Source organism: Mediterraneibacter hominis, assembly GCF_014287475.1.
GTDB classification, from domain to species: Bacteria; Bacillota; Clostridia; order Lachnospirales; family Lachnospiraceae; genus Mediterraneibacter; species Mediterraneibacter hominis.
Window position 1 is genome coordinate 567347 of record NZ_JACOPF010000001.1, and the last position, 25867, is coordinate 593213.

Annotated in this window: 30 protein-coding genes; 2 read left to right on the forward strand and 28 right to left on the reverse strand. The window is 42.1% G+C overall.

Annotated features, from left to right (window positions below; all coding sequences use genetic code 11):
- Positions 1-16 precede the first annotated feature (16 nt).
- The 15 genes from H8S37_RS02635 to H8S37_RS02705 all read right to left on the reverse strand — a co-directional run bounded on the left by H8S37_RS02635 (position 17) and on the right by H8S37_RS02705 (position 14112).
- Positions 17-331 carry a hypothetical protein gene (locus H8S37_RS02635; RefSeq protein ID WP_186874495.1) on the reverse strand — a complete coding sequence of 105 codons (315 nt, stop codon included), beginning with the start codon at positions 329-331 and terminating at the stop codon, positions 17-19.
- 136 nt (positions 332-467) lie between these two features.
- A complete protein-coding gene (hisIE, locus tag H8S37_RS02640; protein WP_186874496.1) occupies positions 468-1751 on the reverse strand; it encodes a bifunctional phosphoribosyl-AMP cyclohydrolase/phosphoribosyl-ATP diphosphatase HisIE in 1284 nt (427 codons plus the stop codon).
- Positions 1752-1765: 14 nt separating this feature from the next.
- The gene (hisB, locus tag H8S37_RS02645) at positions 1766-2353 is read right to left on the reverse strand and encodes an imidazoleglycerol-phosphate dehydratase HisB (RefSeq protein ID WP_186874497.1); all 588 of its coding nucleotides are present in this window, start codon (positions 2351-2353) and stop codon (positions 1766-1768) included.
- The gene (gene hisD / locus H8S37_RS02650; RefSeq protein ID WP_186874498.1) at positions 2350-3654 is read right to left on the reverse strand and encodes a histidinol dehydrogenase; all 1305 of its coding nucleotides are present in this window, start codon (positions 3652-3654) and stop codon (positions 2350-2352) included. The genes hisB and hisD overlap by 4 nt, the downstream gene beginning before the upstream one ends.
- A complete protein-coding gene (gene hisG, locus H8S37_RS02655) occupies positions 3644-4306 on the reverse strand; it encodes an ATP phosphoribosyltransferase (RefSeq protein ID WP_186874499.1) in 663 nt (220 codons plus the stop codon). Before hisG ends, hisD begins: the two co-directional genes overlap by 11 nt.
- 12 nt (positions 4307-4318) lie before the next feature.
- Positions 4319-5572 (reverse strand): ATP phosphoribosyltransferase regulatory subunit, encoded by a 1254-nt coding sequence (gene hisZ, locus H8S37_RS02660; RefSeq protein ID WP_186874500.1) that lies wholly within the window; start codon positions 5570-5572, stop codon positions 4319-4321.
- Between the two features lie 76 nt (positions 5573-5648).
- Positions 5649-6182, reverse strand: a complete 534-nt coding sequence (locus H8S37_RS02665; RefSeq protein ID WP_186874501.1) for a Holliday junction resolvase RecU — start codon at positions 6180-6182, stop codon at positions 5649-5651.
- On the reverse strand, positions 6163-7164 hold the full coding sequence (locus H8S37_RS02670; RefSeq protein ID WP_186874502.1) for an RluA family pseudouridine synthase: 1002 nt from the start codon (positions 7162-7164) through the stop codon (positions 6163-6165). Before H8S37_RS02670 ends, H8S37_RS02665 begins: the two co-directional genes overlap by 20 nt.
- A gap of 18 nt (positions 7165-7182) precedes the next feature.
- On the reverse strand, positions 7183-7761 hold the full coding sequence (locus H8S37_RS02675; protein ID WP_186874503.1) for a hypothetical protein: 579 nt from the start codon (positions 7759-7761) through the stop codon (positions 7183-7185).
- Positions 7762-7773: 12 nt separating this feature from the next.
- Positions 7774-8541, reverse strand: a complete 768-nt coding sequence (locus tag H8S37_RS02680; protein WP_186874504.1) for an SDR family NAD(P)-dependent oxidoreductase — start codon at positions 8539-8541, stop codon at positions 7774-7776.
- A complete protein-coding gene (locus H8S37_RS02685) occupies positions 8538-10418 on the reverse strand; it encodes a YgiQ family radical SAM protein (protein WP_186874505.1) in 1881 nt (626 codons plus the stop codon). Before H8S37_RS02685 ends, H8S37_RS02680 begins: the two co-directional genes overlap by 4 nt.
- Before the next feature lie 3 nt (positions 10419-10421).
- The gene (locus tag H8S37_RS02690) at positions 10422-11096 is read right to left on the reverse strand and encodes an HAD family hydrolase (protein ID WP_186874506.1); all 675 of its coding nucleotides are present in this window, start codon (positions 11094-11096) and stop codon (positions 10422-10424) included.
- Positions 11090-11794 carry a pseudouridine synthase gene (locus H8S37_RS02695; RefSeq protein WP_186874507.1) on the reverse strand — a complete coding sequence of 235 codons (705 nt, stop codon included), beginning with the start codon at positions 11792-11794 and terminating at the stop codon, positions 11090-11092. The genes H8S37_RS02690 and H8S37_RS02695 overlap by 7 nt, the downstream gene beginning before the upstream one ends.
- A 17-nt stretch (positions 11795-11811) precedes the next feature.
- Positions 11812-13203 carry an RsmF rRNA methyltransferase first C-terminal domain-containing protein gene (locus H8S37_RS02700; RefSeq protein WP_186874508.1) on the reverse strand — a complete coding sequence of 464 codons (1392 nt, stop codon included), beginning with the start codon at positions 13201-13203 and terminating at the stop codon, positions 11812-11814.
- 69 nt (positions 13204-13272) lie between these two features.
- Positions 13273-14112: a M23 family metallopeptidase gene (locus H8S37_RS02705; protein ID WP_243207043.1), complete on the reverse strand. Its 840-nt coding sequence runs from the start codon at positions 14110-14112 to the stop codon at positions 13273-13275.
- A gap of 163 nt (positions 14113-14275) precedes the next feature.
- Between H8S37_RS02705 and H8S37_RS02710 the strand changes: the two genes are divergently transcribed.
- Positions 14276-15220, forward strand: a complete 945-nt coding sequence (locus tag H8S37_RS02710) for a transporter (protein ID WP_186874509.1) — start codon at positions 14276-14278, stop codon at positions 15218-15220.
- On the opposite strand, the gene H8S37_RS02715 is transcribed toward H8S37_RS02710, so the two are convergent.
- From H8S37_RS02715 to H8S37_RS02750, 8 genes are all read right to left on the reverse strand, one after another.
- Positions 15221-15811: an ATP synthase subunit B family protein gene (locus H8S37_RS02715; protein ID WP_186874510.1), complete on the reverse strand. Its 591-nt coding sequence runs from the start codon at positions 15809-15811 to the stop codon at positions 15221-15223.
- Positions 15804-16304, reverse strand: a complete 501-nt coding sequence (coaD, locus tag H8S37_RS02720; RefSeq protein WP_186874511.1) for a pantetheine-phosphate adenylyltransferase — start codon at positions 16302-16304, stop codon at positions 15804-15806. Before coaD ends, H8S37_RS02715 begins: the two co-directional genes overlap by 8 nt.
- Positions 16298-16867: a 16S rRNA (guanine(966)-N(2))-methyltransferase RsmD gene (rsmD, locus tag H8S37_RS02725; protein ID WP_186874512.1), complete on the reverse strand. Its 570-nt coding sequence runs from the start codon at positions 16865-16867 to the stop codon at positions 16298-16300. Before rsmD ends, coaD begins: the two co-directional genes overlap by 7 nt.
- Positions 16868-16957: 90 nt before the next feature.
- Complete coding sequence (locus H8S37_RS02730; protein WP_087160530.1) at positions 16958-17164, reverse strand: alpha/beta-type small acid-soluble spore protein; 207 nt, start codon at positions 17162-17164, stop codon at positions 16958-16960.
- A gap of 160 nt (positions 17165-17324) precedes the next feature.
- Positions 17325-19385: an ATP-dependent DNA helicase RecG gene (gene recG, locus H8S37_RS02735; RefSeq protein WP_186874513.1), complete on the reverse strand. Its 2061-nt coding sequence runs from the start codon at positions 19383-19385 to the stop codon at positions 17325-17327.
- Positions 19386-19389: 4 nt separating this feature from the next.
- Entirely contained in the window at positions 19390-21048 is a 1659-nt protein-coding gene (locus H8S37_RS02740; RefSeq protein WP_186874514.1) for a DAK2 domain-containing protein, read from the reverse strand.
- 14 nt (positions 21049-21062) lie between these two features.
- Positions 21063-21422: an Asp23/Gls24 family envelope stress response protein gene (locus H8S37_RS02745; RefSeq protein WP_186875746.1), complete on the reverse strand. Its 360-nt coding sequence runs from the start codon at positions 21420-21422 to the stop codon at positions 21063-21065.
- 95 nt (positions 21423-21517) lie between these two features.
- Complete coding sequence (locus tag H8S37_RS02750; RefSeq protein ID WP_186874515.1) at positions 21518-22123, reverse strand: cytidylate kinase-like family protein; 606 nt, start codon at positions 22121-22123, stop codon at positions 21518-21520.
- Between the two features lie 193 nt (positions 22124-22316).
- Between H8S37_RS02750 and rpmB the strand changes: the two genes are divergently transcribed.
- Positions 22317-22502, forward strand: coding sequence for a 50S ribosomal protein L28 (gene rpmB / locus H8S37_RS02755; RefSeq protein WP_186875747.1), 186 nt, complete (start codon positions 22317-22319; stop codon positions 22500-22502).
- 80 nt (positions 22503-22582) lie between these two features.
- Here rpmB and H8S37_RS02760 read toward each other — a convergent pair whose 3' ends face one another.
- Genes H8S37_RS02760 through H8S37_RS02780 form a run of 5 tightly spaced genes read right to left on the reverse strand, consistent with a single transcriptional unit; the run spans position 22583 to position 25848 of the window.
- Complete coding sequence (locus tag H8S37_RS02760) at positions 22583-22720, reverse strand: hypothetical protein (protein WP_186874516.1); 138 nt, start codon at positions 22718-22720, stop codon at positions 22583-22585.
- A 54-nt stretch (positions 22721-22774) separates the two neighbouring features.
- Complete coding sequence (locus tag H8S37_RS02765; protein ID WP_186874517.1) at positions 22775-23188, reverse strand: GerW family sporulation protein; 414 nt, start codon at positions 23186-23188, stop codon at positions 22775-22777.
- Positions 23189-23224: 36 nt separating this feature from the next.
- Positions 23225-24112 (reverse strand): DUF2953 domain-containing protein, encoded by an 888-nt coding sequence (locus H8S37_RS02770; RefSeq protein WP_186874518.1) that lies wholly within the window; start codon positions 24110-24112, stop codon positions 23225-23227.
- Positions 24112-24462 (reverse strand): hypothetical protein, encoded by a 351-nt coding sequence (locus H8S37_RS02775; protein WP_186874519.1) that lies wholly within the window; start codon positions 24460-24462, stop codon positions 24112-24114. Before H8S37_RS02775 ends, H8S37_RS02770 begins: the two co-directional genes overlap by 1 nt.
- A gap of 36 nt (positions 24463-24498) precedes the next feature.
- Positions 24499-25848, reverse strand: a complete 1350-nt coding sequence (locus H8S37_RS02780) for a peptidoglycan D,D-transpeptidase FtsI family protein (RefSeq protein WP_186875748.1) — start codon at positions 25846-25848, stop codon at positions 24499-24501.
- Between the last annotated feature and the right edge of the window lie 19 nt (positions 25849-25867).

A 25867-nucleotide genomic window follows, 5' to 3' on the forward strand; every position in this document is an offset into this window, starting at 1 on the left:
CAAGAAATATTTCATTTTATAGCTGCTTCCAAACTTCCTCTAATGCCTCTACGTTCATTTGTTTTTCAATCTGATTGACAATCTGTTCACTTCCTACCTCTGCCACTTCTATTTTATTTGTGTCTATGCATATATAACAGACAAAACATAAGATTCCCAACGCAGCGCGAAAGAAAAAGCTGCTGTGCGGTTCTTCCTGTTCCTCTTTGTCATACAATTCGTGAATTAAGTTTCCATAACGTGGATGAACCGCTGGGAGAGAGGTATTTTCATCATATAGTTTTCGTGTCTGGCGCAGAAGATCGCGGCGCCGTTTTTCTGATTCTGTCAATATTACAGCACTCCTTTCAAAACTCTATTTGTAACAAGGAAATAGACAAAAGACATAGGATATGGTTTCTACCATATCCTATGTCTTTAAAAAAATTTTTAGAACGGTAACGGCAGATGTACAATCGTCCGCCACACTAGCGCTCTGCAAGTTCCTTTGTGATGTCTTCCCATGTTACATTTTTTTCCGCCATAAGAACCATTACGTGATAAAGGAAATCTGAAATTTCATATTTGATTTCTTCCGGATTCGGATTTTTTGCCGCAATTACAATTTCTGTTGCTTCCTCTCCTACCTTCTTCAATATCTTGTCGATGCCTTTCTCAAACAGATAATTTGTGTAAGACCCTTCTTTGGGATGTGCCTTTCTGTCTAAAATCGTATGATATACATTTTCAAAAATCTGGAGAGGATTCTTAGCATCATAATCATTTCCTACAATCGGCTGATAAAAGCAGGTTCTGTTTCCAGTATGGCATGCTGCCCCAATTTGTTCTACCTTTGCCAGAAGGGTATCCTTATCACAGTCTATAGCAAGTGTCCGTACATATTGAAAATGACCGGAAGTTTCTCCTTTGACCCACTGGGATTTCCGGCTCCTGCTGTAGTAAGTCATCCTGCCTGTTTTCACCGTATTTTCAAATGCTTCCTCATTCATATATGCCATCATCAGCACTTCATTTGTCTTAAAATCTTGCACGACAACAGGAAGCAGGCCATCAGAATTTAACTGAAACTCTGAAAAATCCATCAAGCTTTCAAAGGAGGTCATCTTAATTCCTTCTTTTGCACAGATTTCCTTAAACGCATTAAAGTCCATCCTTTTTTGACTGATAAACATACCAGATACACCTTTTACCCCGTCGCATTTTAAAATTTTAAGAATTTCATTCTGTTCCATTGTATCAGTGACCACGACACATGGAATTTCGGTAATATTCATTACAGAATTTAAATCCAGGCGATGCATGAATACAATCTCTGTGCTGTATTCCTCAATTAAATGCTGCTGTTTAAACAGAGCGTCAAAGTCATTCAGAGAAACAGCAATCCGTTCTTTTCCAAAACGTTTGGATACCTCTTCAATCAGTTCTATAGAGGTCTGTTTGGAAAAATTGAGCATTGCCCGTTTTGCTCCGGCGTAGAGAATCTTTTTCACATCCTCCTGCCTGCGAATATTTCCGCCCGCTATCATTGGAATACGGATCACACGATGAATTTTCTTCATCAAGTCAATCGCCTCGTCATGCTCTTCGTCGGAATTAGACAAGTCAAAAATAATCAGTTCATCTGCCCCCATTTCACTGTAATGCTTCGCCAAAGCAACAACGTCCGCTGCAATGACTTCTCTGTTGTCAAACCAAGTTACCGCTTTTCCTCCATCAATAAAAATACATGGAGTCAATCTTTTATAGCTCATTTCTCCTATCTCCTTTATAAGCTGCCCTTTGTAGACCACACTTCTTTTATCCTGGGTTCTTCTGTTGTCGCAGCATCCAGCGCCTTTCCAAATGCCTTGAACAGTGCTTCCGCCATATGGTGATTGTTTCCGCTCTCCAGAATTTTCAAATGGAGGTTCATCGCTGCGCTATAAGATACTGCATAGAAAAATTCTTTGATCATTTCTGTATCCATTTTCCCAAGAAATGGAACGGAAAAGGAAGCATCATATTTAAAATATGGCCTGCCGGACAGATCAACAGCGCTCAAAGCAAGTGTCTCATCCATCGGAAGGATGAAAAATCCATATCGTTTGATCCCTGCCTTGTCCCCCAGAGCCTTTGCTATCGCTTGTCCAAGTACAATTCCTGTATCTTCAATGGTATGGTGGCTGTCTACCTCAAGATCCCCGCGTACACAGACATCTAAATCAAACAAGCCATGCCGCGCAAATCCATCCAGCATATGATCAAAAAATGGGATTCCTGTGTCAATATGATTTTGCCCTTGCCCGTCCAGACAAATGGTCAGAGAAATATCCGTTTCTTTTGTCTTTCTTGTACAACTTCCTATACGTTTCATACTCCGTCCTCCTTTTCAAAACGGACTTTGACAGAGTTTGCATGCGCCGTCAGTCTTTCCGCCCTGGCAAACTGTTCAATCTCTTTATGAACAGCCTTAAGAGCCTCCTTTGAGTAGGAGATGATGCTGGATTTCTTCAGGAAATCGTCAACCGAAAGCGGGGAGAAAAATTTGGCTGTTCCGTTTGTAGGCAAGACGTGATTCGGCCCTGCAAAATAATCACCTAACGGCTCACTTGCATATTCCCCGATAAAAATTGCACCCGCATTTCGAATTTTTGTCATTACTTCAAACGGGTTCGCCGTCATAATTTCCAGATGCTCCGAGGCGATCTCATTTGCCGCGTCAATTGCCTCCTCCATTGTATCTGCTATTAAAATATGTCCGTAATTCTCCAGAGATTTCGAGATAATATCTCCTCTGGAAAGCTCTGCGATAAACTGGTCTGCCTGCCTGGAGACTTCTTCTGCAAACGGGCGGCTTGTCGTCACTAAAATTGCAGAGGCAAGCTCGTCATGCTCTGCCTGAGACAGCAAATCTGCCGCCACATACCGCGGATTTGCTGTCTCATCCGCCAAAACCAAAATCTCACTTGGCCCTGCAATAGAATCAATACTCACATGTCCATAGACAGCCTTCTTTGCCAGCGCAACATAGATGTTCCCCGGGCCTACGATTTTATCTACCTTCGGTATACTCTCCGTCCCATAGGCGAGCGCTGCAATCGCCTGGGCGCCTCCGACTTTGTAGATCTCGTCTGCGCCGGCCTCATTTGCTGCCACCAGTGTAGTCGGCGTAATCTTCCCTTCCTTATCCGGCGGTGTTACCATGATAATTTTTTCCACCCCCGCTACCTTTGCAGGAAGGATGTTCATCAAAACAGAGGATGGATATGCTGCCTTTCCTCCCGGAACATAGACGCCAGCTTTTTGTATCGCAGTCACCTTCTGTCCGAGTATCGTACCGTCTGGTTTACTGTCAAACCAACTATACTGCATTTGCTTTGCGTGGTAATCCTTGATATTTTGCAGCGCTTGGCGGATAATCTTAAGAAGTTCTTCATCTACCTTCTGGTAGGCTTCCTTAATTTCTTCTTCGGTCACTCGAATTGTGTCTGCGCATAAGTGAAAACCATCAAATTTCTCTGTATATTCAAAAAGCGCTTCGTCTTTATTTTCTTTTACTGTCTCAATGATTTGCTGTACGCTCGCTTCATATTTTCCGTAACTATTCGGGCTTCTTTTTAACAACGCTTCTAAAAGGTTCTTTTTTGAGCCTTCGTTTAACTGTTCAATGCGCATCTTTTTTCTCCCCTTCCTGCAGCAGCCTTCTAAGATTTACAATCAATTCTTTGATCCGTTCATTTTCCATACGCATGCTGACTGGATTTACAATCATGCGGGCAGACAAAGAGCAGACATCCTCCAGGACAACCAGTCCATTTTCCTTCAAGGTAGAACCTGTCTCTACAATATCTACAATCACTTCGGAAAGCCCTACAATCGGAGCCAGTTCAATAGAGCCATGCATTTTGATAATCTCTACGGTCTGGTGTTTCTTATTATAGAAATAATCTTTTGCAATATTCGGATATTTCGTGGCAACTCGGATCAATTCGTGATGCTTGAGCAGCTCTTTTGCCTCTTCATGGCCACAGACACACATCCTGCAGCCGCCAAACCCGAGATCCAGTACCTCATGGACTTTTCTTCCTTCTTCTACAATCGTATCTCTTCCGACGACTCCTATATCTGCGGCGCCGTACTCAACATAGGTGGGTACATCTGGCCCTTTCGCCAGAAAAAATTTCAGTTTTAAATCCTCATTGACAAAAATAAGTTTTCTGGAAGCTTTATCTTTCATCTCTTCACAGGTAATTCCCAGCTTTTCCAGCATGTCCAGCGTTTTACTCGCCAGGCGCCCTTTGGTAAGGGCAAATGTCAAATATCTCATAATCTGCTCCTTCTAATCCGGCTTTTTCGCTGCATCTACAGTTTTTTCATCTCCGGTCTTTAAATTTATCATTTCTATTTTCAAGTCGTCTCTTAAATATAGCATACTCACTACATTCTGTCTTTTTGCATACTGCATAAAATGCTCCTTCTGCTCTCCGGTCTCCCTTTTGTACATGCCGACACATTTCCCCTTCGCACGAAAATTCTTTGCCAGCGAAAGTGCCCATTTCTCTGTATCCTCTGTATAAACGATCAGATGGATTTCTCTTGTTTCCACTGCAATTTTCTGACGGTTTAATGCGCTCATCAATTCATCTACAATGATGGCAAATCCAATGGAAGGCGTGCTTTTTCCGAATTTCTCTAGAAGATGGTCATAACGGCCTCCACGAACAATGGCATCTCCTGTCCCATATGTATATGCTCTAAAAATAATTCCGGTATAATACCCATAACTTCCACTCATACTCAAATCGAACGTAATATGCTGTTCTACTCCATATAAGGTGAGCAGCTTATATATTTTCAGCAGTCTTACAATCGCAAGCCGCGCATTGACCGACGGTGCAGCCTGCGCCGCTTTCTCCATAATCTCAGGGCCTCCTGTCAATTCCGGCAGAATACGAAATGCTTCTTTGATGCTTCCCTTTACACGGCAAGTATCTAAAATCTCTTCTACGCCAAAATAGTTCCGGTTTGTAATTAAAGAATGAAGCTCTTCTTTCTTTTCTTCCTCCAATCCGGTCGCCTCCATAAGACTCTGGATAAAGTCGACATGTCCGACACTGACCTGAAATTCTTTTAATCCGACCTTTTTTAATCCATCAATTACCATAGCGAGCATTTCCGCGTCTGCCGCGGTTGAATCCAGACCAATCAGCTCTGCGCCAAGCTGTGTGTTTTCTTTTAACCGCCCTTGATAACTGGAATGATTAATAAAAGTATTTCCCACATAGCACAGACGAATCGGAAAATCTTCTGATTCGAAAAGTGTCGCCGCAGCACGTGCCACAGAAGGGGTAATATCCGGCCGAAGGGCTAAAATATTCCCATCTCTGTCAAAAAATTTATATAATTCTCGTACAGAAATTGTACCGATCTCTTTACGAAATACGTCAAAAAACTCGAAAGTTGGCGTCTGTATATCCTGATACCCATATAAATGCAGGGTGTCCAGCAGCCTTTCCTGCAATGTCAGCTTCCTCTTACATTCTGTATTATAAATATCCCGGACTCCTTCCGGTGTATGGAGCTTTTCTTCCATAATTATCCTTCTCCTCACTTTATCGTGCTAATACGCTAAAATCCTTTTGTCATTATACGAAGTTTCTTCTTCTATGTCAATCCCTGCAGTCCAAATCCTTCTGAATATAGTCCAGATACGGTACAAAACAATTGTTTTTAAATTCCATAAAAAATCCAGGATTTAATTCTTCATACCGAAAACTTTTCCGGCCTCCCTGTTTTGCTCTTTTCCAGAATTTTAATATCTCTGTAAACTGCATATAATACAGCTCATTTTTATGGCTGAAATAGAGAAGCAGAAAAGAAATGCCGCCCTGTGCCTCATATTTTTCCATAAATTGTATCTGATGCTCATGGATATTTTGTAGGGGAAATGTATCTGTACTACATTCCTTTGCGTCAAAACAGACAGGAATTCCCTGCACTGCCCCGATATAATCCACCGTACTGATTTTATCAAAATATGCCAGCGTAATATGACGGTGTTCTTTATCTATTTTTACAGGTGTAATGGGCGTAGGAATCTTTTGAATAAGAGCCAGGCCCAGTTCCTCATACCATTCATTTGTTCTGTTTATGAAATCTTCCAGCGTGGAGCCTCTAAGTCCTCTAGAGTTCCATGTAGCCATCTGGATTCACTCCTTTCACACGCAGTATCCTTTCGAAAAAAGACGGGAGAGGCGCTGTAATTGCCATACCGGAAATTTCTTTTAACTCGCCTTCACAGACGGGCATGACAAGACGATATGCATGCAGCAATTGTGAACGACAGCCAAACTCTTTTTTATATAATTCGTTTATTTTACGGTCTCCATATTTATAGTCTCCTATCAAAGGATGTCCAATGCTTGCCAGATGCGCACGTATCTGATGCGTTTTTCCGGTTATCAAATGTACCTTTAAAAGAGTCGTATCCTCCATAGAAATAAGCGGAACATATTCTGTCTCAATGTAGGCTTCCTCCTCGTGGCCTTCCTTTTTATCTGATTTTTTTAGAACCGTAACTTTATTTAACATTTTGTCTTTAGTAAGAAACCCATGAATACACTCTGAAGATTGTATGTTTCCTTTTACCAGGCACAGATAATATTTTTTTACGGTTCGTTCTCTAAAGCAGGCAGTTAACTGCTGAAGAGCCGCGAGCGTTTTTCCCGCCGCGACGATTCCGCTTGTATTTCTGTCCAGCCGGTTGCAGATAGACGGTCGAAAAGTAAGCAGCTCTTCTTCTTTCATCTGCCCGCTTTTTAGAAGATATGTAAGAAGATGTTCTACTAAAGATTCGTCTCCTGGGTGCGCTTTCTGTGAAAGCATACCTACCGGTTTATTAATAAAAATTACCTTTTTGTCTTCATACAGAATATGCAGTGCTTTCTTCGTGTATTGTATACGTGTATCCGAAAATTTACAGATAGTCTCCTCTGATAAAAAGAACCTTACAACGTCCCCTGTATTTAGTTTCTCATTCCCCGCTGCTTTTTTTCCGTTTAACGTAATATTTTTCTTGCGCAGCATTTTATACAGAAAACTTTTCGGAGCATTTTTTAAGTATTTTCCAAGCAGCTTATCCAGCCTCTGCCCTGCTTCATTTTCACAGATATTAATTTCTTTCATGTCTTATTTACCTGCTCTCTACATAGAAATATTTAAAATCGTATGCAGAATACGCGCCTCCATATCTTTTGTATCTTCCTTTTCTACTGCCGCTATATTGTCCATTCCTTCAGCACGTGCCAGAAACGCTTTATACTGATTCAATATTTTTACATGCGCGCCGGAAAACTGGTTTTCGATCAGAATACTTCTGATATATCTGGAAGCCTCATTTACATCGACTTTACTATAATGGGTATAGCCGACTACTGTGCACCCTGATATGACGATACAGTCAACGGGCATAATCTTTTCCCGACTTGTAATAATCATATCATATCCAACGGTCAGATGTGTAGTAACATGGTTCACTTCTTTTGCCAGCTTCTCCTCCACAGAAGGATACGGGAATCTGCTGATTACACCTACCAGCGCTTTAGAAGCAGGCAGACAGCCCAGAACCGCCACGACTGTAAGCATATTCAGACGTGTGTGTGTCTGACTGTAACCAAGCAAAAAAATCAGAATCACAATTCCAAAATAAATAACTGTACGAAAAATCTCTGCTTTCTTTTTGTAATTCAAATAACCAGGCATACCCTTTTGTACTTTTTTCATGTGTAAAACCTCTTAATTCTTTCCAATTCTCTCTAACCTTAATACCAAAGTATGCGGAAGAAGCTTAGCGGCAATCTGCGCCCCTTTCATAGGAATTCCATATACAGACACTGCTTTTCTGGCGCGTGCGTCTAAAAGCGCCCTCCTTACCACCTGCGGCGCTTTTACCATCACTTTTTCCTTCAGCCGGCTGTCCGTCGGGCCTGAAACTTCAAAAAACGCAGTATCTACCGGGCCAGGGCAAACAGCGGTTACATAGATACTCTTTTGTTTTACCTCTGCGCCTAATGCTCTGGAAAAGCTCAAAACATAGGATTTGGTCGCGGCATATACTGCGAATCCAGGCTGTGGACAAAACGCGGCGGCAGAAGCAAGGTTTAAAATCCTGCTTCCCACTGACATATAGGGCAGGCAGGTCAGTGTCATCCTTGTCAGTGCCTTGCAGTTTAAATCAATCATCTGCATCTGGCTTTTTGCGTCATTTCTGTATATCTCTTCGATAGTTCCGCTTTTTCCAAAACCGGCGGCATTCACCAGCATCCGTATATCCGGCTTTTCTGTCTTAAGAAGCTGTACAAGCCTCTTGTATATTTCTTCCTTCATCAAGTCTCCGCTTATCACCCTTACAGGGACATTCACTTCCGAAGAAAGCGTATCCAGCACTTCTTTTCTCCGTGCAATGACCCAGATTTCATTCAACGTCTGGTAAAAATGCCCGATCTGTCTTGCAAACTCTCTTCCAATACCGGAAGAAGCCCCTGTTATAACTGCAATCTTCATATACTCTCCTTTTTTCTATGCATGTTTCGTATCTTCTTTTTCTTCCCGGCATGTTTTATGTCTGTCTCTGCTTTCTTTCTCCTGCGCGGCAGGATCAGACAGTGCTTTTCAAATCCGATCAAATCCGTTCTTCCTGCTTTTTTCAATGCCTCATACACCAGCTCATAATTTTCCGGATTCCTGTACTGGATAAGCGCACGCTGCATTGCCTTTTCATGGGGAGATTTCGGAACATAGACGTTCTCCCCTGTTCTGGGATCCACACCCGTATAGTACATACACGTAGAAATCGTAGACGGTGTAGGATAAAAGTCTTGTACCTGTTCCGGCATATAGCCTAAATCCCTGCAATATTCCGCCAGCTCTACTGCCTCTTTTAGAGAAGACCCGGGGTGGGAAGACATCAGATAAGGTACGAGGTACTGTTCTTTTTTTAACTGTCTGTTCATCTCTTTATATTCCCTGCAAAACTCCCGGTAAACCTTGTTTTTCGGTTTTCCCATTCTGTCCAGAACTGCATCAGATACGTGTTCCGGCGCGACTTTCAGCTGTCCGCTTATATGGTACTCGCACAGTTCTTTCAAAAATGTACGGTCCTTCTCTGCCAATACATAATCAAACCGGATTCCCGAACGGATAAATACTTTCTTTACTTTCGGAATATTTCTTAGTTTTTTCAGCAGCTGTATATAGTCTTTATGATTGGCATTCAAATTTTTGCAAGGTGTAGGGAACAGGCATTGCCGGTTTTTACAGGTTCCTGTGCGAAGCTGCTTCTGACAGGACGGATGTCTGAAGTCCGCTGTCGGCCCTCCTACATCATGGATATATCCTTTAAAGTCTTTTTCCTCAGTAAGCTTCTCTGCTTCCATAACAAGAGACTCATGGCTTCTAGCCTGGATAATTCTCCCCTGGTGGAAAGTCAGCGCACAGAAATTACAGGCGCCAAAACAGCCTCGGCTGCTGATAAGGCTGAATTTGACTTCTGAGAGTGCCGGAATTCCGCCTGCTTTTTCATAGGACGGATGGTATGTTCTCGTATAAGGCAATGCATATATATCGTCCATTTCCATCTGTGTAAGCGGTTTAGAAGGGGGATTCTGTACTACATATACATGCTCGCTGTATTTTTCAACGAGTCGTTTTCCCGAAAATGGATCGGTATTACAATACTGGGTATAGAAGCTCTTGGCATACCTTTTTTTGTCTTCTCTTAGCTCCTCAAAAGAAGGCAGAAGAAGCTTGTCATACACAGCCTCCGCATCTGTCATTTTGACTACCGTTCCGTCTATATATGTCAGATCCTGTACAGCAATATGGGCATCCAGGGCTTCCGCAATTTCTATGATGGAGCGTTCTCCCATCCCGTAGGAGATGATGTCTGCCGCAGAATCTAACAGAATGGAACGCTTCAGTTTGTCAGACCAGTAGTCATAGTGGGCAAGCCTTCTAAGGCTTGCTTCTATCCCGCCTAAGATAATAGGCACATTTTTATATACCTGTCGAATTAGATTTCCATATACTGCGCACGCATAGTCCGGCCGTTTTCCCATAACTCCGCCGGGCGTATAGGCATCTTTTTTTCTTCTTTTTCTGGATACGGAATAATGGTTCACCATAGAGTCCATGTTTCCCGCTGATACGAGAAATCCAAGACGTGGTTCTCCATACTCCATGATACTTTCTTTTCGCCTCCAGTCAGGCTGCGGAATCATTCCGATCTTATAACCGCGGGATTCTAGGAGACGACTGATAATCGCATGTCCAAAGGAGGGATGATCCACATAGGCGTCTCCGGTAACATAGACAAAATCTACCTGTTTCCACCCGCGCTTTACCATATCTTCTCTGCAAATCGGCAAAAATTCCCGGCTCATTGTTTATACCCCACATCTTTCATAGGTATCGTCAAAAATTTCAAAATAATCATGGATAAAATAATCTGCAAGCCTCTTCTTTTCTTCTGTCAGCGGGCGGGAAAATGCATCATCCACCGCACAGACTTCCATTCCTGCATTTTTTCCTGCACGAATACCGTTTGGTATATCCTCAAATACCAGGCAATTTTCCGGCTTCATCTGCAAGTCCTCAGCCACCTTCAGATACACGTCTGGACTGGGTTTACCAGAAGCCACCTCACATGCAGTCCGTACAGAAGCAAAATAGGATTCGATTTTCAGTGCTTTTAAGGCTGTCTCGGCAAGGGTGCGCCCATTGCTTGTAGCAATGCCAAGCAGGACGTTCTGCTCCTTCATTTTATTTAAAAATTCTCTGGCCCCAGGTTTTAGACATACCCTTGTCTTATATAGTTCCATCGTCATATTCGTCCACTCTGCCTGTACTTCTTCTACCGTCTTATGCAGGCTAGGAAACATATCCACAAAATAGGCCGCTGTCTCTGTATAGCTTTTCCCCTCGATTGCCTTGTGAAAATCCTCCGGCAAAGTCAGATGATACTTTTGTACATATTCTTTGTCTACCTCCGGCCAGATCCACATAGAATCTATCAGGGAACCATCCATATCAAAAATTACCGCTTTTTTCTCTTTTAACATAACTGCTCCTTTTCCTCTTCTGTTAATTCTCGGTACTCTCCCGGCTTTAATGTCTGATCTAGGACAAGATTTCCCATCTGGATCCGTTTCAAATACAGCACTTGCTTTCCAACCGCATGAAACATCCGTTTTACCTGATGAAACTTTCCCTCCTGGATAGTCAGTTCAATTTCGGAAACTTCACCAGAGGAAAGAATCTTTAACTTCCCTGGCAATGTCCTTTTTTTCTCTCCAATATCTATCCCTTCTGCAAAGGACTCTATATCCGCCTGTGTTACCCTTCCTTGAATCCTGGCAAAATAGATCTTGTCTACATGCTTTTTCGGGGAAAGTATCTTATGTGCAAATTGTCCGTCATTCGTAAGCAGAAGAAGTCCCTCTGTATCTTTATCTAGTCTTCCCGCTGGAAACAAGTCTTTTCTTGGATTTTCCATAAGAGACAGCACGGTTTTTTCTTTTTTATCCTGTGTTGCAGACACCACCCCTGCCGGTTTATTCATCATATAATAAACATAGGGCACATAGTGCACCTCATTTCCTGACACAGATACACGATTTATATCCGTGTCAATCTTTGTATCCGGCCTTTTCACTACTTTTTTGTCGACTTCTACCATACCTTTTACAATTTGCTTTTTTATATCTCCACGTGTGGCCGCTGACATATCTGCAAGATATTTGTCTAGTCTTATTTTCATACAATATCCGTCCCCTTTTATCTGACCGACTGCCAGCGCCAGCCCGGCAGATATTTATTCTTGAGCATTCCGTTTAAAAGCTTTCCAAAGCCTAAAGAATATCCGTCTACGCAGACTAAATACCAGCCCTTTTCTGTATCCGAAACAAGGTCGGATACTTCTAAAGTCTCTCCCTTTAAGTATTTTACTACTCTCTCATCTTCGCAGGGAAAATTTAAAATATAGGGATACTCTTCACGTTTTAAATACATTGCAAGTGCCTGGCTCGGCTCAAAACGGTTCTTTTTCAGCTCTCCTAAAAGTAATCCTGTTCTAAGGAAACGCAGTTTTTTCTTTTGTGGAATCCCTTCTGGCATATAATAGACCCTTTCGCCGTGTATTTCCAGTCTTGTCCTGTCAAACGGCCGCTTGATGGACTGTAAAAATTCCTCTAATTCTACCGGCATCCTGCTTTCAAAAGCGCGCGCTTTCCCTGGTGCCTCTTTTTCCGGAATTTCTCCATTTTTCTTCAACAATGCAAGGAAATGTCCTTCCCCTTTCATGCGATGTGGGAAAATACGCACTGTCTTTTCAAGGTCTGCGTTCTCTGCCTGTACTCCGTTCCCAATACCGTGTGAGAACCCTTCATATCCTTCCATCTCGCAGATCTCGAATTCTGGACACTGCTCTAAAAGCCAGGAGATCACCTGTTCATTTTCACTTTGGTCAAACGTACAGGTCGAATACAGCATCATTCCGCCAGGTTTCAGCATAGAAGCCGCTTGTACAATTATACTCCTCTGAATTTTAGAAAAGTAGGCAGGCCCATGTTCCTCCCATGCCTTTATCATTTTTTTGTCTTTCCGAAACATTCCCTCACCAGAACAAGGCGCGTCGATAAGTATTTTGTCGAAAAAATTTTCAAACACTCCCGACAGCTTTCCTGGTTCTTCGTTTAATACGAGAAGATTTCCGATTCCAAACAGTTCTAAATTTTTCAAGAGCCCCTTCGCCCTGGATGCACTGATGTCATTTGCGGCCAGCAGCCCCTCCCCTTTTAATTTTGCTCCCAGTTCTGTAGCCTTTCCGCCGGGAGCAGCACAGAGATCCAGCACCTTCTCTCCCGGCACGACAGGGAGTCTGTCTGCGGGAGTCATGGCGCTTGGTTCCTGTAGATAGTAAAGCCCTGCAAAATAATAGGGATGCTTTGCTGGCTGTATCACATCGCCGTCATAATAAAATCCATTCTGTATCCATGGAATAGGCTCTAAGCTCCAGGGGGCAATTTTTAAAAACTCTTCAACAGAAATCTTATTTGTATTGACCCGCAGGCCATAATGGCGCTCCTCCTCAAAACATTTTAGATACTTCTCATAGTCTGTTTTTAAAAGTGCGCGCATCTTTTCTTCAAATGGCTTAGGTAAATTCATTGTCTTTCCTCCACATGTGAATGATTATAGCATAAATTCCTGTGTAAAACTACCCTGTTGCCTCTCCGCTTAATAGACACAGGAAATCTTTCGTTTTTCTAAATATTTTAGTGCCGGATAAGGATTGACACTGATTTCTTTTCCGTTTAGCGTAAGATAGATTCCTACATGCAGATGAACCGGAAAATTTCCTGTTGTCCCTTCCTTTTTACTGTAACCAGTATCTCCCATATACCCGAGCAGATCTCCCGCATGCACGTAGTCGCCCACCTCAACTTCAGCGTAAGAATCCAGATGTGCATAATAAAAATAGGCGCCGTTTTCTGTCTCAATTCCCAGACGATAACCGCCAAGTTCCAGCCAGCCCTTTTGGGACACTACTCCGTCTGTCATGCTGACGACCGGATAATACCCTCTTTTGTCCCTGGACGGCATAATATCCGTCCCTTCATGTCCTCTTTCGCCCTTGTAACTCCTTGAGAACATCCAGGAATTTTCAAAAGTGACGGACACATCCGGATGATTGGAAGCCTCTGGAACCGGAAAATATTTCAAGTCGTTCCAGATTGCCTTGCATGCCTTAACATAGGTGTCCCATCCATTCACCCTTTCCCACTTTTCCTTTGTCAGACACAGTGTTTCCACCGGATAAAAGGACTTTTTTCCTTCTGCCTCAAAGTCAGTTTCCAGCCAGTAAAGAGCAAGGAGCTCCCCGGGTGCTTCCATATCTTCTACTTGTTTGAGCATTTCTTCACTGACTGGCTGCATTCGAAACCCTTCTGTTTCAATTGTCCTCTCTGATAAACGGCTTTCCGATGCACGCTCCATTACCTTATGAATAGAAATAGATAAAAAAAGAAGAAGGAAAAAATTAAAAATCAGATAATGACGATATACTCTCCTTTTCAAAAAATCCTCTTTTTCTTTTACTATATGAATTCAGAAAACAAAAAATACATTTTGGCAGCCCGCATAAAATACTCCCTGTCCAAAGGCTCCCTGCCTTTTTTATACATAAAAGCCGGTGCTGCTTCATATATCTAAATGAGCACGATTGCGGAGGTCTTTCATTATGGCAAAACGATATTTTACTATTGCTCTATGTATTCTTACATTTGCAGCAATGCTCGCATTCCCAAAAGCAGTTTTCAACGGTGCAAGTGAAGGGCTTCTGCTCTGGTTTCAGATTATTATTCCAACACTGTTTCCTTTTCTTTTGATCACGAATCTTTTATTGATGACAGACAGTATTCATTATATCGCCCGCAGCATAGCGCGGCCTTTGCGTTTCCTTTTCCGCGTATCAGGTAACGGAAGCTTCGTACTGCTCGTCGGTTTTCTGTGCGGATACCCTATGGGTGCCAAGATGACTGCGGATCTGGTCACCTCCAATAAAATAACGGAAGCTGAAGGAAGGTATCTTTTGTCCTTTTGTAACAACACAAGTCCTGTATTTATTCTCAATTTTATTGTATGGAAAACACTGGGACAAGAGAGTCTTGCTCTTCCAACACTGTTCATTCTGATACTGTCCCCCATGTTTGTAAGCTTTCTCACACGACGTTTTTATCTGAAGGGGGCTTCCTGCTTTCCCGACATTCGCACAGCAAAACAAGAAAAGAAAAAACTAGATTTTTCTGTTGTAGATGCCTGTATGATGAACAGTTTTGAAGCGATTGTAAAGGTGGGCGGTTATATCATATTGTTTTCTGTACTGCTGACACTTATAAAGGAGCTGCCATGGGAAAATCCTGCTTTAAACCTCCTGTTGCCTACATTGGAGGTAACAAACGGGATCTTAATACTTCATCAGTTTTCTTTTCCGTTTATTTTAGAATATCCGGCTATTCTCGCCCTTACCTCTTTCGGAGGGCTTTGTTCCATTGCACAGACGCAGTGTATGATTCAAAAAACCGGGTTTCCGATTCTTCCTTACATCATAGAAAAACTGGCTGCCGCGCTGGCAGCCAGTCTCCTGGCATTATGTTATCTGTTTTTGCAAGGTCTTACCTTATAATCACATTTCCTCCAGACTGCTCTGCTCTGGATAATCCTGTGCGTTTTCGTCTGGAATCTCCAGCTCAGCACGATTAGAGCGCACTGTGTCATAACATTCCTGTAAAGAATTAATCAGGCCATCATACTTAGTTGCATAGCTGTCCAATGTATGTCCGATAATGCTCTCCGCGTTGGCGAGTAAATCATCTGTATACTGGATGGCCCCAATTCGGATCGCATTTGCATCTGAAGTGGCGTTATCTATAATCTCCTGTGCCTGAGCTGTCGCCTGTGTAACGATCTCGTTTGCCTGGGCATACGCCTGCTGCATAATCTCATGTTCACTGACAAGCTCTGTTGTCTGCACTTGTGCTTCCTCAATCATCGCGTCTGCTTTCGCTTTTGCATCTGCAAGGATAGCATCTCGGTTGCTGATAATTTTTTGGTATCTCTTAATTTCATCCGGCGTCTTCATGCGCAGCTCTCTTAACAGCTCATCTAAATGTTCCTTATTTACAATAATCTTCGTTGTTGACAAGGGCTGAAATTTACAGTCTCTGTCAATATATTCTTCAATCTCTTCAATAATCTGTTCAATACGGCTACTCATTATTACACTCTCCTTTTGCGTTCATCTTTTCCCTTAATTTAACAGCTGCTGCTCCCGGCACAAATTGTGAAATGTCTCCCCCAAAAGCGGCAATCTCTTTCACTGTTGTAGAACTCAAATAAGAATATTCAATACTGGTCGTCAGAAACATCGTCTCAACATTGGGTTCCAACTTGTGATTTGTCTGTGACATCTGCAACTCGTATTCAAAATCTGTAATTGCCCGCAGTCCCCTGATTACAACATCCGCTTTCGTCTCTCTTGCAAAATCAATCAGCAATCCATGAAACGGGACAATTTTTACATTCGTTATGTCTTTTGTCACTTCTTTTAACATTTTAACACGTTCTTCTACAGAAAACAACGGCATTTTCGCATTATTATTCAATACTCCGACAATCAATTCATCCACTATTTTACAAGATCTGTGTATAATATCCAGATGTCCGTATGTAACCGGGTCGAAGCTTCCCGGATAAATTGCTCTCAACATATTTCTTCCTTTCCGGCACGTTCCAAAAATACATGTTTATTTGTTTTATATTCTTTTGTCTTTATCACCGCATACCCAAAGTCTTCGATATAAGAAAAATCGGTATCCTTTGCAGCCTCCACAATAATGACGGTGTCTTCATATACCAGTTCAGAGTCTTTCAGATAATGAAGTACTTCCCTTTCTAGTTCCTGGTGGTAAGGAGGATCCATAAAAATATAGTCAAATGTTCGTTCTCCTTCCAGACAATACAGCGCTGCCATGACATCTTTCGTAAGTGTCAGCGCCTTTTTCTCCAGCCTTGTCGTTTTTAGATTACTCTTGATACATTCCATCGCTTTTGGATTCTTTTCAACAAACACAGCCTCCTTCGCTCCCCGACTTAACGCCTCAATTCCGATCCCGCCGCTGCCGCTGAATAAATCCAAAAAAACACAGTCATAAAGAAAGGGGGCAATCATATTAAATAATGTCTCCTTGATCCGATCGGTTGTCGGTCTAGTCTCAAGACCATCCAGAGTTTTTAATTGTAATCTCTTTGCACTTCCTGCAATCACTCTCATACTGCCACCTCACCAGCTTCAACTACGCTGAATTTTAGCAGAAAAAAGCACTCAGGTCAATCCTAAGTGCTTTCCTCTATAAAAAAATACTTATTTACCAGCCATCTGTTTTTCTTGCTGTTCAATCATTTTCTTGACCATATAACCGCCAACAGAACCATTCTGTTTGGAAGTAAGGTCTCCGTTGTATCCGTCAGTAAGCGGTACTCCTAATTCATTTGCTACCTCATACTTAAATTTGTCCAGTGCACCCTTAGCTTCTGGTACAGCTGCTCTGTTAGATGAACGACTTGCCATGTTACTTTTCCTCCTTTTGCAACTTTTTTGTAACTAATCGTTACGTCTCAAGTATTTTGTAACCCTTTTTAAGTTACAACCATAGTATATGGAGGATTCTATCTTTTACACTAGAAATTACTTCCTTTTTTGCTACATTTTTGCATTTTTAAGCCGCAGTTTAAAGGGTTGTCTCCAGCATAGTCTCTGACATATACCGCCAGAGCAGCTTTTTTAATTCCTGGTATTTTGGTTCTTCATAAAAGCAGGAGGTGTTTAAAATCCAGTCCGCTGCTTCACTTGCCTGCTTTAAAACCTCTGCATCCTGGAAGACATCCGCTACTTTAAAATCCATAATCCCACTTTGCCGTATTCCAAACAAATCTCCGGGCCCCCGCAGCTTTAAATCTTCTCCGGCAATGTAAAAACCGTCATTGGAATGGTTCAATATATCCAAACGCTTCCGCGTCTCTTTTGTCTTTGAAGCGCTCATAAAAATACAGTAGGACTGAGCCTTTCCACGTCCTACCCTGCCACGCAGCTGATGAAGCTGCGCAAGTCCAAAGCGTTCCGCATTTTCAATCATAATAACCGTTGCATTGGGGACATCAATTCCAACTTCAACCACTGTAGTAGATACAAGTATCTGAATTTCGTTTTTTGAGAAAGCTTCCATAATACTGTCTTTTTCCGCCTGCTTCATCCTGCCGTGCAAAACACCAATCTGGATTTCTTTTCCCATCACGCTTTCTAACTCTCTCGCATAATCCAACACATTTTCCGCTTCGAGATGTTCGCTTTCTTCTACCATTGGACAGATGATATAGCATTGTCTTCCTGCCGCAATCTGTTTTTGCATAAAAGAATATGCGGTATTCCGATATCCGGTATCCACCACACAATTTTTGATTGGAAGCCTGTTCTTCGGGAGTTCATCGATAATGGAAATATCCAGATCTCCGTATAAAATAATCGCAAGCGTGCGGGGAATCGGAGTGGCGCTCATAACAAGAATATGCGGCTGCTTTCCCTTTCCTGCCAGCGCCTCTCTTTGCCTGACACCGAACCTGTGCTGTTCATCTGTCACTACAAAAGCAAGCCTGTGATAGGAGACTTTTTCCTGTATCAGCGCATGTGTCCCGATAATAATCTGGACTTTGCCACTTTCAATCCGTTCATATGCAAGACGTTTTTCCTTTGCTCCCATTGACCCTGTCAAAAGTTCCGTCTGCACCTGAAATCCATACTCTTCCAGCATTTTCGTGATATTTGCGTAATGCTGGCGCGCCAGAACCTCTGTAGGTGCCATCAGTGCTCCCTGATACCCGTTTAGGGCGGCAGACAAAAGTCCCAGAACAGCTACAATCGTCTTTCCTGAACCTACATCTCCTTGCACCAGCCTGGACATTACATATTTTTCCTCTAAATCTGTACAGATTTCCTCCCAGACTTTCTTTTGAGCATTTGTCAGCTCATACGGCAGAGAGTCAATAAATTTATCAATTTCAGGCCGCCTTTGCAGGGGAAAATGATTTTTAACACGTTCCCCTCCTGCTTTCATCTGTCTTAACGATAAAATAAAAATCAAAAATTCATCAAATACGACTCTTTTTCTTGCACGATAAAAAGATGCCTTTTCCTCTGGAAAATGCATCTTTTGTACTGCGTCTGCATAGCAGCAAAGTCCGTATCTTTCACAAATTTCCAACGGAAGAAAATCCCATTTTGGATCGAGCAGTGTAAACGCCTGCTTTACAGCCTTTCCTACCGCATTGTTTGTAAGACCTGCTGTAAGCGGATAGACAGGCTGCATAGTATCCAGCTTCTTTTCATAATTAGAAGCCGGATAAAAAATTTCCGGATGCTCCATAAGAAGCTGATCCCTTCTCCTTACAATCCGCCCCCGTAATATAATAGTTCCGCCTTTTGAAAGCGTGTTTTTTAAAAATGGCATCCGAAACCAGATCACTTTCATTGTTCCGGTTATATCTTTGACATAAATGGTCGTAATCTGCATATTCCGGCTTCCGCCAGTCTGCACTCTGCCGAAAACAACGCCCGATATAGCAACCGTTTTTCCCTCCTCTGCCTCTCGGATCGCCACAGGCGGCTCATATATCTCATAGCTTCTCGGATAAAGAGAAAGTAAATCTTTGATTGTATAAACATGGAGCTTATCAAACAGTTTTTCTGTCTTTTCTCCCACGCCCTTTAAGGCACTGATTCTGGAATTTATATCCATTTTCCTACTCCACAGATATTACATAATAGTAGATTGGCTGTCCGCCCGCATGCATGTCAACATCCACATCCGGATATAATTCTTCTACTTCTTTTGCAAAACTCAGAGCGTCTTCTTCTAAAACATCCTGACCATAGTACAGACTGATCAATTCAGAATCTTCCTCCACCAGCTTAGAGAGCATTTCCTTTGCCGTCTGCTCTACAGACTGACCTACCGAAAGAATTCCGGCATCGCCAATTCCCATGATGTCGCCCTCGTGGATTTCTTTGTCATCAATGCGCGTATCCCTTACGGCATACGTAATCTGTCCGGTCTTTACATTGGCGATTCCTTCCTTCATCACATCCACATTGGTGTCAATGTCTGCCTCAGGCATATAGTTGATAACCGCAGTAATTCCCTGAGGTACAGTCTTGGTAGGAATTACGAGAATATCCTTGTCTTTTGTAAGAGACTGCGCCTGGTTTGCCGCTAGAATGATATTTTTATTGTTAGGAAGTATAAAAATATGCTCCGCATTGACATGGTCGATTGCCGTCAGCATATCTTCCGTACTCGGATTCATTGTCTGACCGCCCTCAATGATATAGTCTACTCCCAGTTCACGGAAAATATCATTCATGCCTTCTCCTATAGAAACCGCAATAAATCCCACTGGTTTGCGCGGTTCTTTCTTCTCTTTTTTCTGCTGGGCGGCCACTTTTTCTGCATCCCGTATCAGTTTCTCCTGGTGTTCCTCTCTCATATTGTCAATCTTCATACGTGAGAGCTGACCATAAGTAAGTGCCTTTTGGATCGCAAGTCCGGGATCATTTGTATGGACATGAATTTTTACTATGTCGTCGTCTGCCACACAGACAATCGAATCCCCAATCGACTCCAGATATGCTTTGAATTCTGTCTCCTCCTGGTCTGTGAACGCTTTCTCTGTCATAATAATAAATTCTGTACAGTATCCGAATTTGATATCCGCTTCTGCCTGTGCGCTTGGCTTTACAATCTTAGTACCGCCGCCAGCTTCTATCGCTGAATAATCAATCTCTTTTCCCTGAAACGCGTCATACGCGCCGACAAGCACTTCTAAGAGCCCCTGTCCGCCGGAATCCACAACTCCAGCCTCCTTCAATACCGGAAGCAGATCCGGTGTCTTAGCAAGTACCTCCTGTGCATGGGAGAGAACTTCTGGAAGAAATACTTCCAAATCATCTGTCGTCTCTGCCAGCTCCGCCGCTTTTTGCGCAATTCCCTTGGCTACAGTAAGAATGGTTCCTTCCTTTGGCTTCATAACTGCTTTATAAGCCGTCGCAGTTGCACGTTCGCACGCTTTTGCCAGAGTCGGGACATCAATCTCTTCGCAGTCCCGTATCTCTTTTGTAAACCCTCTTAAAAGCTGGGAAAGAATCACGCCCGAATTTCCTCTCGCGCCACGCAGAGAGCCAGAGGATATAGCCTTGGAAACCGCGTTCATATCCGCATTTTCCAGGGCGCTCACTTCTTTTGCCGCCGACATAATCGTCAAGGTCATATTCGTTCCCGTATCTCCATCTGGAACTGGAAAGACATTCAGTTCATTGATAAATTCCTTTTTTGCTTCTAAGTTTGCCGCGCCGGCAAGAAACATTTTCTGAAGCATTTTAGTGTCTATCGTTTTAATACTCACGATAAATATCCTCCTTAATCAATCACTCTGACACCTTCAACGAAGATGTTTATTTTATCTACCGTCATTCCGGTGAATTCTTCCACCTTGTATTTTACGTTGTTCATAAGGTTATCAGAAACAGACAAAATATTCACCCCATATGATACAATCACATGAAAATTCAATGTCAGAATGTTGTCCTCTGAAATCTCAACTTGGATTCCATGGGTCAGGCTTTCTCTCTTTAGAAGTCTTACCAGGCCATCCTTCATATTCACCGCTGCCATACCAACGATTCCGAAACACTCCACAGCAACGGAACCGGCATATTTTGCAATCACTTCTGGATTTACTGTAATAATTCCAAGTTCTGTGCTCATACTTCCTTTCATCATATATTCCCTCCAATTCTGAAATGGATTTCGCTCACAAACAGCGTCCATATCTGGGACGCTGATACGTGTATTATACTATCTCTTCCACAAATTTACAATATAGATTCATAAACTGCGCTTAAAATGTCCAATATAGAATCTGTCGGCATGCCCGCTGTGTCCATACAAATGTCATACTGCTCCATATCCTCCCAGCGGCAGTCCGTATAAGTGTTATAGTAATACCGCCTCTGCTTGTCAATTTTTTTAATGAGATACGCGGCCTCTTTCTCGTCCACCGAAGCACGCTCCATAATCGTCTTCACACGTTTATGAAACGGAGCATAGAAAAAAATATTGCGGACATTTTCTCTTTCTCTTAGTATATAGTTTGCACATCTGCCGACAATAATACAATCTTCTTTATCTGCAAGCTCTAAAATCAATTCTTTTTCAGTCTCAAACAAAACATCATTCATAGGCTCATAGCGGAAACGGCGGTTCATCTGCATGTCGTCCTCTACCGGATATCTCCACGGATCTGCCCTTTTTTCATCTACCTTCAGCAATTCCTCGTAAGAAATATTGTTCTCTTTACTGGCGAGATAAATCAGCTCTTTATCATAATAATGAATGCCGAGCCTTTCTGAGAGCTTCTGTGCAATAGACCGTCCATTACTGCCATATTGTCTTCCTATCGTAATAATCCTTTTTTTCATAACTGACCCCGCTTTCTGCTTATATTCAATCATTTCTATGGCATTTTCTTACTGTAATTTTAACATGAAAAAAGAAATCTGTGAACCTGAAAAGATAAAATAGAAAAAATGCTTGCATTCATTTCATCTTTCTGTTAGAATATCATTGTTATGAGCCTATATGGACGAGTTCAGATTGTTAGGAGGTGCAATGATGGCTAAATGTGCTATTTGTGAAAAGGGTGCTCACTTTGGAAATAACGTAAGTCACTCTCATAGAAAAACACCAAAAATGTGGAAATCAAATGTAAAATCCGTTCGTGTAAAAACAGAAGGCGGATCCAAAAGAATGTATGTATGTACATCCTGTCTGAAATCCGGACGCGTGGAACGCGCATAATAAAAATCAATGTTTACTGATACGGAAAAACTGCCATATATAGAGGAACGATTCTACTTCTTCTATAGATGGCAGTTTTATTAACAGCAAAACAGCTTATACCCTAATATAAGAAAGGCAATGATAATGATGACTCCCCATACCAAATTTGAAAGCAGCATCATTAGAAACATTCCCAAGGCCATCCAAAACAACGCGAATCCAATTACTCGTTTCATCTCTTTCACTTCCGGCTGCTTGCTTATTTCTATTTTATGACTCGGAGCTCCTTATTATTCCTGCTCCTTTTTCTCCTCTTTCGTTTCAGAATTTAAAATGTCCATAACGTCATCTTCTGTAACCTTATCCTCCTTTTTGGATGTAAAACGATCTACTACATCCGGTACCATATCCAGAATTTTTGTAATGGTGTCCTGGTTTTTAATATTTACAAGTCGGGTCTTTCCGCCTTGAATGACAATCACCGCGCTGGGCGTGACTTTTCCGCCAATCCCTCCCATTCCCTTTTCTTTCTTATCACCCAGAAAGGAACCCGCACCGATTCCAAATGATACGTCCACAAGAGGGAGGATGATTGTATCGTTAATATGAATTGCATCTCCCACCACTGTCTTAGAGGATATCACACCGTCCATTCCTTTAAACAATGATTCTACTGTTGATTTAAAATTTGTTTCCTCTGCCATAATAAAATGCCTCCTTGATGATTGTTTTTATCTGTTCTAAAATTGAAAATTTCTTATGTCTTTGATTGTTTGCCGCACCTGCTTATTCCACAGCATATTCCATAAGAAGATTACAATATATATTCCCCGTATTTTTCCCTGTATATATGCTTGTCCTTTCAATATCTTATTTTCAAAGTCTGGTTCCAGCTGTACATGTTCTCCGATAAATGGATAGATTAAGCTGATACCTCCAAGTACATAACCTGTTACCGCAGGATCCGAAAAGCCAAATATAAGGCTTGCTTCAAGCACGTCTGGCTTTAAAAAAGCAAAGAATCTTTTTGTCTCTTTTATCCCTTTTTTGAAAGCCATCCTATGAGCCTCTGCAGCGATAAATGTTTGAATATATTCTTTTTTCTTTATGAATGATTTTATAGTATCACAGATTTTTCGGAATGTATATCGAATCTTGCTGCCTATTTTCTTCCTGCCGCCAACACTCTTTGTTGGCTGTTCATTTTTCTTTACACATTCCTTTGGTTCTTTTCTTTGTTCTGTTCGTTCTCGGCCTGGCGCATCCTCTTGTTTTTCCTTTACCTTTTCCTCCTTTGATGCTTCTGTTCCTTTTTTTGTACTCTTTGTATCTGAAAAAGAGGCAACGGGCTTCTCTGTTTTTTTATAGGAAGAAAATCTCTTCCATGAAATGCGGATTTTCCACTTTACAGCTCCATCTTCATAGAGAATTCTTCCTCTTATCAGATGAAACAAATAGGAAAACTCTGCCGCCATTCCAAGCGTTTCTATATTCCCTAAGCATTTTACCTTGCCCTTGTAATGAAATCCTGCAAAAAGGAGCAGCAGGCTTAGAAGAAGGAACAGAACAAATATGATAAGAAGGATCCAGCCTAAAATCTGTAACGTGAACAGAATGATATGTACCATCAGCCTTTATACCCTGCCCTTTCAAATTCTTCCTGCCGCTTTAACAAAAAACGGCGTATATGAAGCTCTCCTGTTTCTTTGTATACCTTTCTGGAAATCTCCTCTATAACTAAGAGCGCTTCCTCGTACCCAGAAACTATCCCTACAATAAAAAGACTGGCATTTTCAAAAACATGCTGTTTTATAAGCATACTTGAAAAGATTTCCAATTGGTTTTGTTCCCCTTGTGCCAGCGCAATGATATAGACTTGCGGCTGCAATTTGTTTTTCTGTAATTTTTCCACAATTTTCTCTTTTTTATTCTTCCAGACGTCACTCATATATAAATCACAGTAAAATGTCATCTGCATTGTCTATATCCCCTTGTACACCGACGCTATTATTTTCTATTGATAATAATACGAATCCAGAATCTGCTTTGCTATCGGAACAGCCTTTGCACCATCATTTCCGTCATACCCCTCAATGATGACACTGATTACCAATTCGGGGTTTTCTACATTTGTAAATCCTACAAACCAGGAATGCATCTTTTCCCCATCTGTCATACTGTATTCTGCCGTCCCTGTCTTTCCCGCGACAGTATAAGAGCCGCCGTTAAACAAAGAGCCTGTCCCTTCCTGCACAACCGCTTCCATATATTCCTTTAGCTTGGAAGCTTCCGAAGAAGACATCAGCTTCTTATAGCTTTTGGGCACATTCTTTCGTATCTCACTGCCCGTATAATTTGTCACTTTGTCTACCAGATATGGCTCCATCAATGTGCCGCCGTTTGCAATCGCCTGGGTAATCAGCGCCATGTGGTAAGGGCTTACCAATGTCTTTCCCTGCCCCATAGCTGTCATCATCATTTCAGATCCACTTGTATCCTCCGTTACGGCAAACGAACCTTTAGAGTAATCCAGCACAGACGGAAGAGACTTATTAAACAGCAAATCCTCTGCCGTTTTTCTATAAGAAGTTTTATCCAGAGACAGTCCGATATTTGCAAAAGATGAATTACAGGAATTTGCAAAGGAGCTGCGCAAATCCTCCCACCCATGCACGGTGCCGTCAAAGCAAGGAATTGTTGTATTCTCTGCTGTAATCTCCCCCGTACAGTCATAGCTGTAGTCTTCATAATTTTCATTCTCACGCATAAATTCCAGCGTTGTTACAATTTTAAATGTAGACCCCGGGGCATAAGACCCCTGTGTGGCACGGTTTAAAAGAGGACTTTCATTGTCATCCGCATTCAAATATTCCCATTCGCTCTCAACCGTATTGGGATCATACGCAGGACTTGAAACCATGGAAAGAATCTTTCCTGTGTCTGCCTCCATAATCACTACCGCCCCTTTATTGCTCCCGAGGGCATCATATGCCGCCTGCTGCAGATCTGCATCCAGCGTTGTCACAACCGTATCTCCGATGTTTTTTTCTCCCTTAAAAGAATTTGTAATTTTTTCTACAAAAAAAGCATTGGAGGTCAGAAGTTCAAAATTTTCCACAGATTCCAGTCCGCTTTTTCCTGTTTCATTACTGTATCCAACTACATGAGCAAATGCTGCTCCATACGGATATGTTCTTGCTTCTGTCCCATCGTCCAGAACGTCTGTCTGGGCAAGCACATTTCCGTCTCTGTCCGTAATACTTCCCCGTACCACTCGGTTAGCAAATGCATCCTGTCTCTCGTTATAGGGACTGTTTACAATCGTTTTTGCTTTTACAATGTTAAAATAAACAATATACGCCATCAGTGCAAGAAACAGAATT

Bases quoted from the DNA above. Each gene is read 5' to 3' on its own strand.
- H8S37_RS02775 (WP_186874519.1), bottom strand. From the start codon at position 24,462: ATGCAGATGACATTTTACTGTGATTTATATATGAGTGACGTCTGGAAG.
- rsmD (WP_186874512.1), bottom strand. From the start codon at position 16,867: ATGAGAGTGATTGCAGGAAGTGCAAAGAGATTACAATTAAAAACTCTG.
- H8S37_RS02680 (WP_186874504.1), bottom strand. From the start codon at position 8,541: ATGAAGATTGCAGTTATAACAGGGGCTTCTTCCGGTATTGGAAGAGAG.
- H8S37_RS02765 (WP_186874517.1), bottom strand. From the start codon at position 23,188: ATGGCAGAGGAAACAAATTTTAAATCAACAGTAGAATCATTGTTTAAA.
- H8S37_RS02710 (WP_186874509.1), top strand. From the start codon at position 14,276: ATGGCAAAACGATATTTTACTATTGCTCTATGTATTCTTACATTTGCA.
- H8S37_RS02715 (WP_186874510.1), bottom strand. From the start codon at position 15,811: ATGAGTAGCCGTATTGAACAGATTATTGAAGAGATTGAAGAATATATT.
- rpmB (WP_186875747.1), top strand. From the start codon at position 22,317: ATGGCTAAATGTGCTATTTGTGAAAAGGGTGCTCACTTTGGAAATAAC.
- H8S37_RS02780 (WP_186875748.1), bottom strand. From the start codon at position 25,848: ATGGCGTATATTGTTTATTTTAACATTGTAAAAGCAAAAACGATTGTA.
- recG (WP_186874513.1), bottom strand. From the start codon at position 19,385: ATGGATATAAATTCCAGAATCAGTGCCTTAAAGGGCGTGGGAGAAAAG.
- H8S37_RS02760 (WP_186874516.1), bottom strand. From the start codon at position 22,720: ATGAAACGAGTAATTGGATTCGCGTTGTTTTGGATGGCCTTGGGAATG.
- coaD (WP_186874511.1), bottom strand. From the start codon at position 16,304: ATGTTGAGAGCAATTTATCCGGGAAGCTTCGACCCGGTTACATACGGA.
- H8S37_RS02690 (WP_186874506.1), bottom strand. From the start codon at position 11,096: ATGTTAAAAGAGAAAAAAGCGGTAATTTTTGATATGGATGGTTCCCTG.
- H8S37_RS02700 (WP_186874508.1), bottom strand. From the start codon at position 13,203: ATGAATTTACCTAAGCCATTTGAAGAAAAGATGCGCGCACTTTTAAAA.
- hisB (WP_186874497.1), bottom strand. From the start codon at position 2,353: ATGAAACGTATAGGAAGTTGTACAAGAAAGACAAAAGAAACGGATATT.
- hisZ (WP_186874500.1), bottom strand. From the start codon at position 5,572: ATGGAAGAAAAGCTCCATACACCGGAAGGAGTCCGGGATATTTATAAT.
- H8S37_RS02695 (WP_186874507.1), bottom strand. From the start codon at position 11,794: ATGAAAATAAGACTAGACAAATATCTTGCAGATATGTCAGCGGCCACA.
- hisD (WP_186874498.1), bottom strand. From the start codon at position 3,654: ATGCGCATTGAACAGTTAAACGAAGGCTCAAAAAAGAACCTTTTAGAA.
- hisIE (WP_186874496.1), bottom strand. From the start codon at position 1,751: ATGAGCTATAAAAGATTGACTCCATGTATTTTTATTGATGGAGGAAAA.
- H8S37_RS02750 (WP_186874515.1), bottom strand. From the start codon at position 22,123: ATGAAAAAAAGGATTATTACGATAGGAAGACAATATGGCAGTAATGGA.
- H8S37_RS02745 (WP_186875746.1), bottom strand. From the start codon at position 21,422: ATGAAAGGAAGTATGAGCACAGAACTTGGAATTATTACAGTAAATCCA.
- H8S37_RS02675 (WP_186874503.1), bottom strand. From the start codon at position 7,761: ATGAAAAAAGTACAAAAGGGTATGCCTGGTTATTTGAATTACAAAAAG.
- H8S37_RS02770 (WP_186874518.1), bottom strand. From the start codon at position 24,112: ATGGTACATATCATTCTGTTCACGTTACAGATTTTAGGCTGGATCCTT.
- hisG (WP_186874499.1), bottom strand. From the start codon at position 4,306: ATGAGATATTTGACATTTGCCCTTACCAAAGGGCGCCTGGCGAGTAAA.
- H8S37_RS02730 (WP_087160530.1), bottom strand. From the start codon at position 17,164: ATGGCAAGTCGTTCATCTAACAGAGCAGCTGTACCAGAAGCTAAGGGT.
- H8S37_RS02665 (WP_186874501.1), bottom strand. From the start codon at position 6,182: ATGGCTACATGGAACTCTAGAGGACTTAGAGGCTCCACGCTGGAAGAT.
- H8S37_RS02685 (WP_186874505.1), bottom strand. From the start codon at position 10,418: ATGAGCCGGGAATTTTTGCCGATTTGCAGAGAAGATATGGTAAAGCGC.
- H8S37_RS02670 (WP_186874502.1), bottom strand. From the start codon at position 7,164: ATGAAAGAAATTAATATCTGTGAAAATGAAGCAGGGCAGAGGCTGGAT.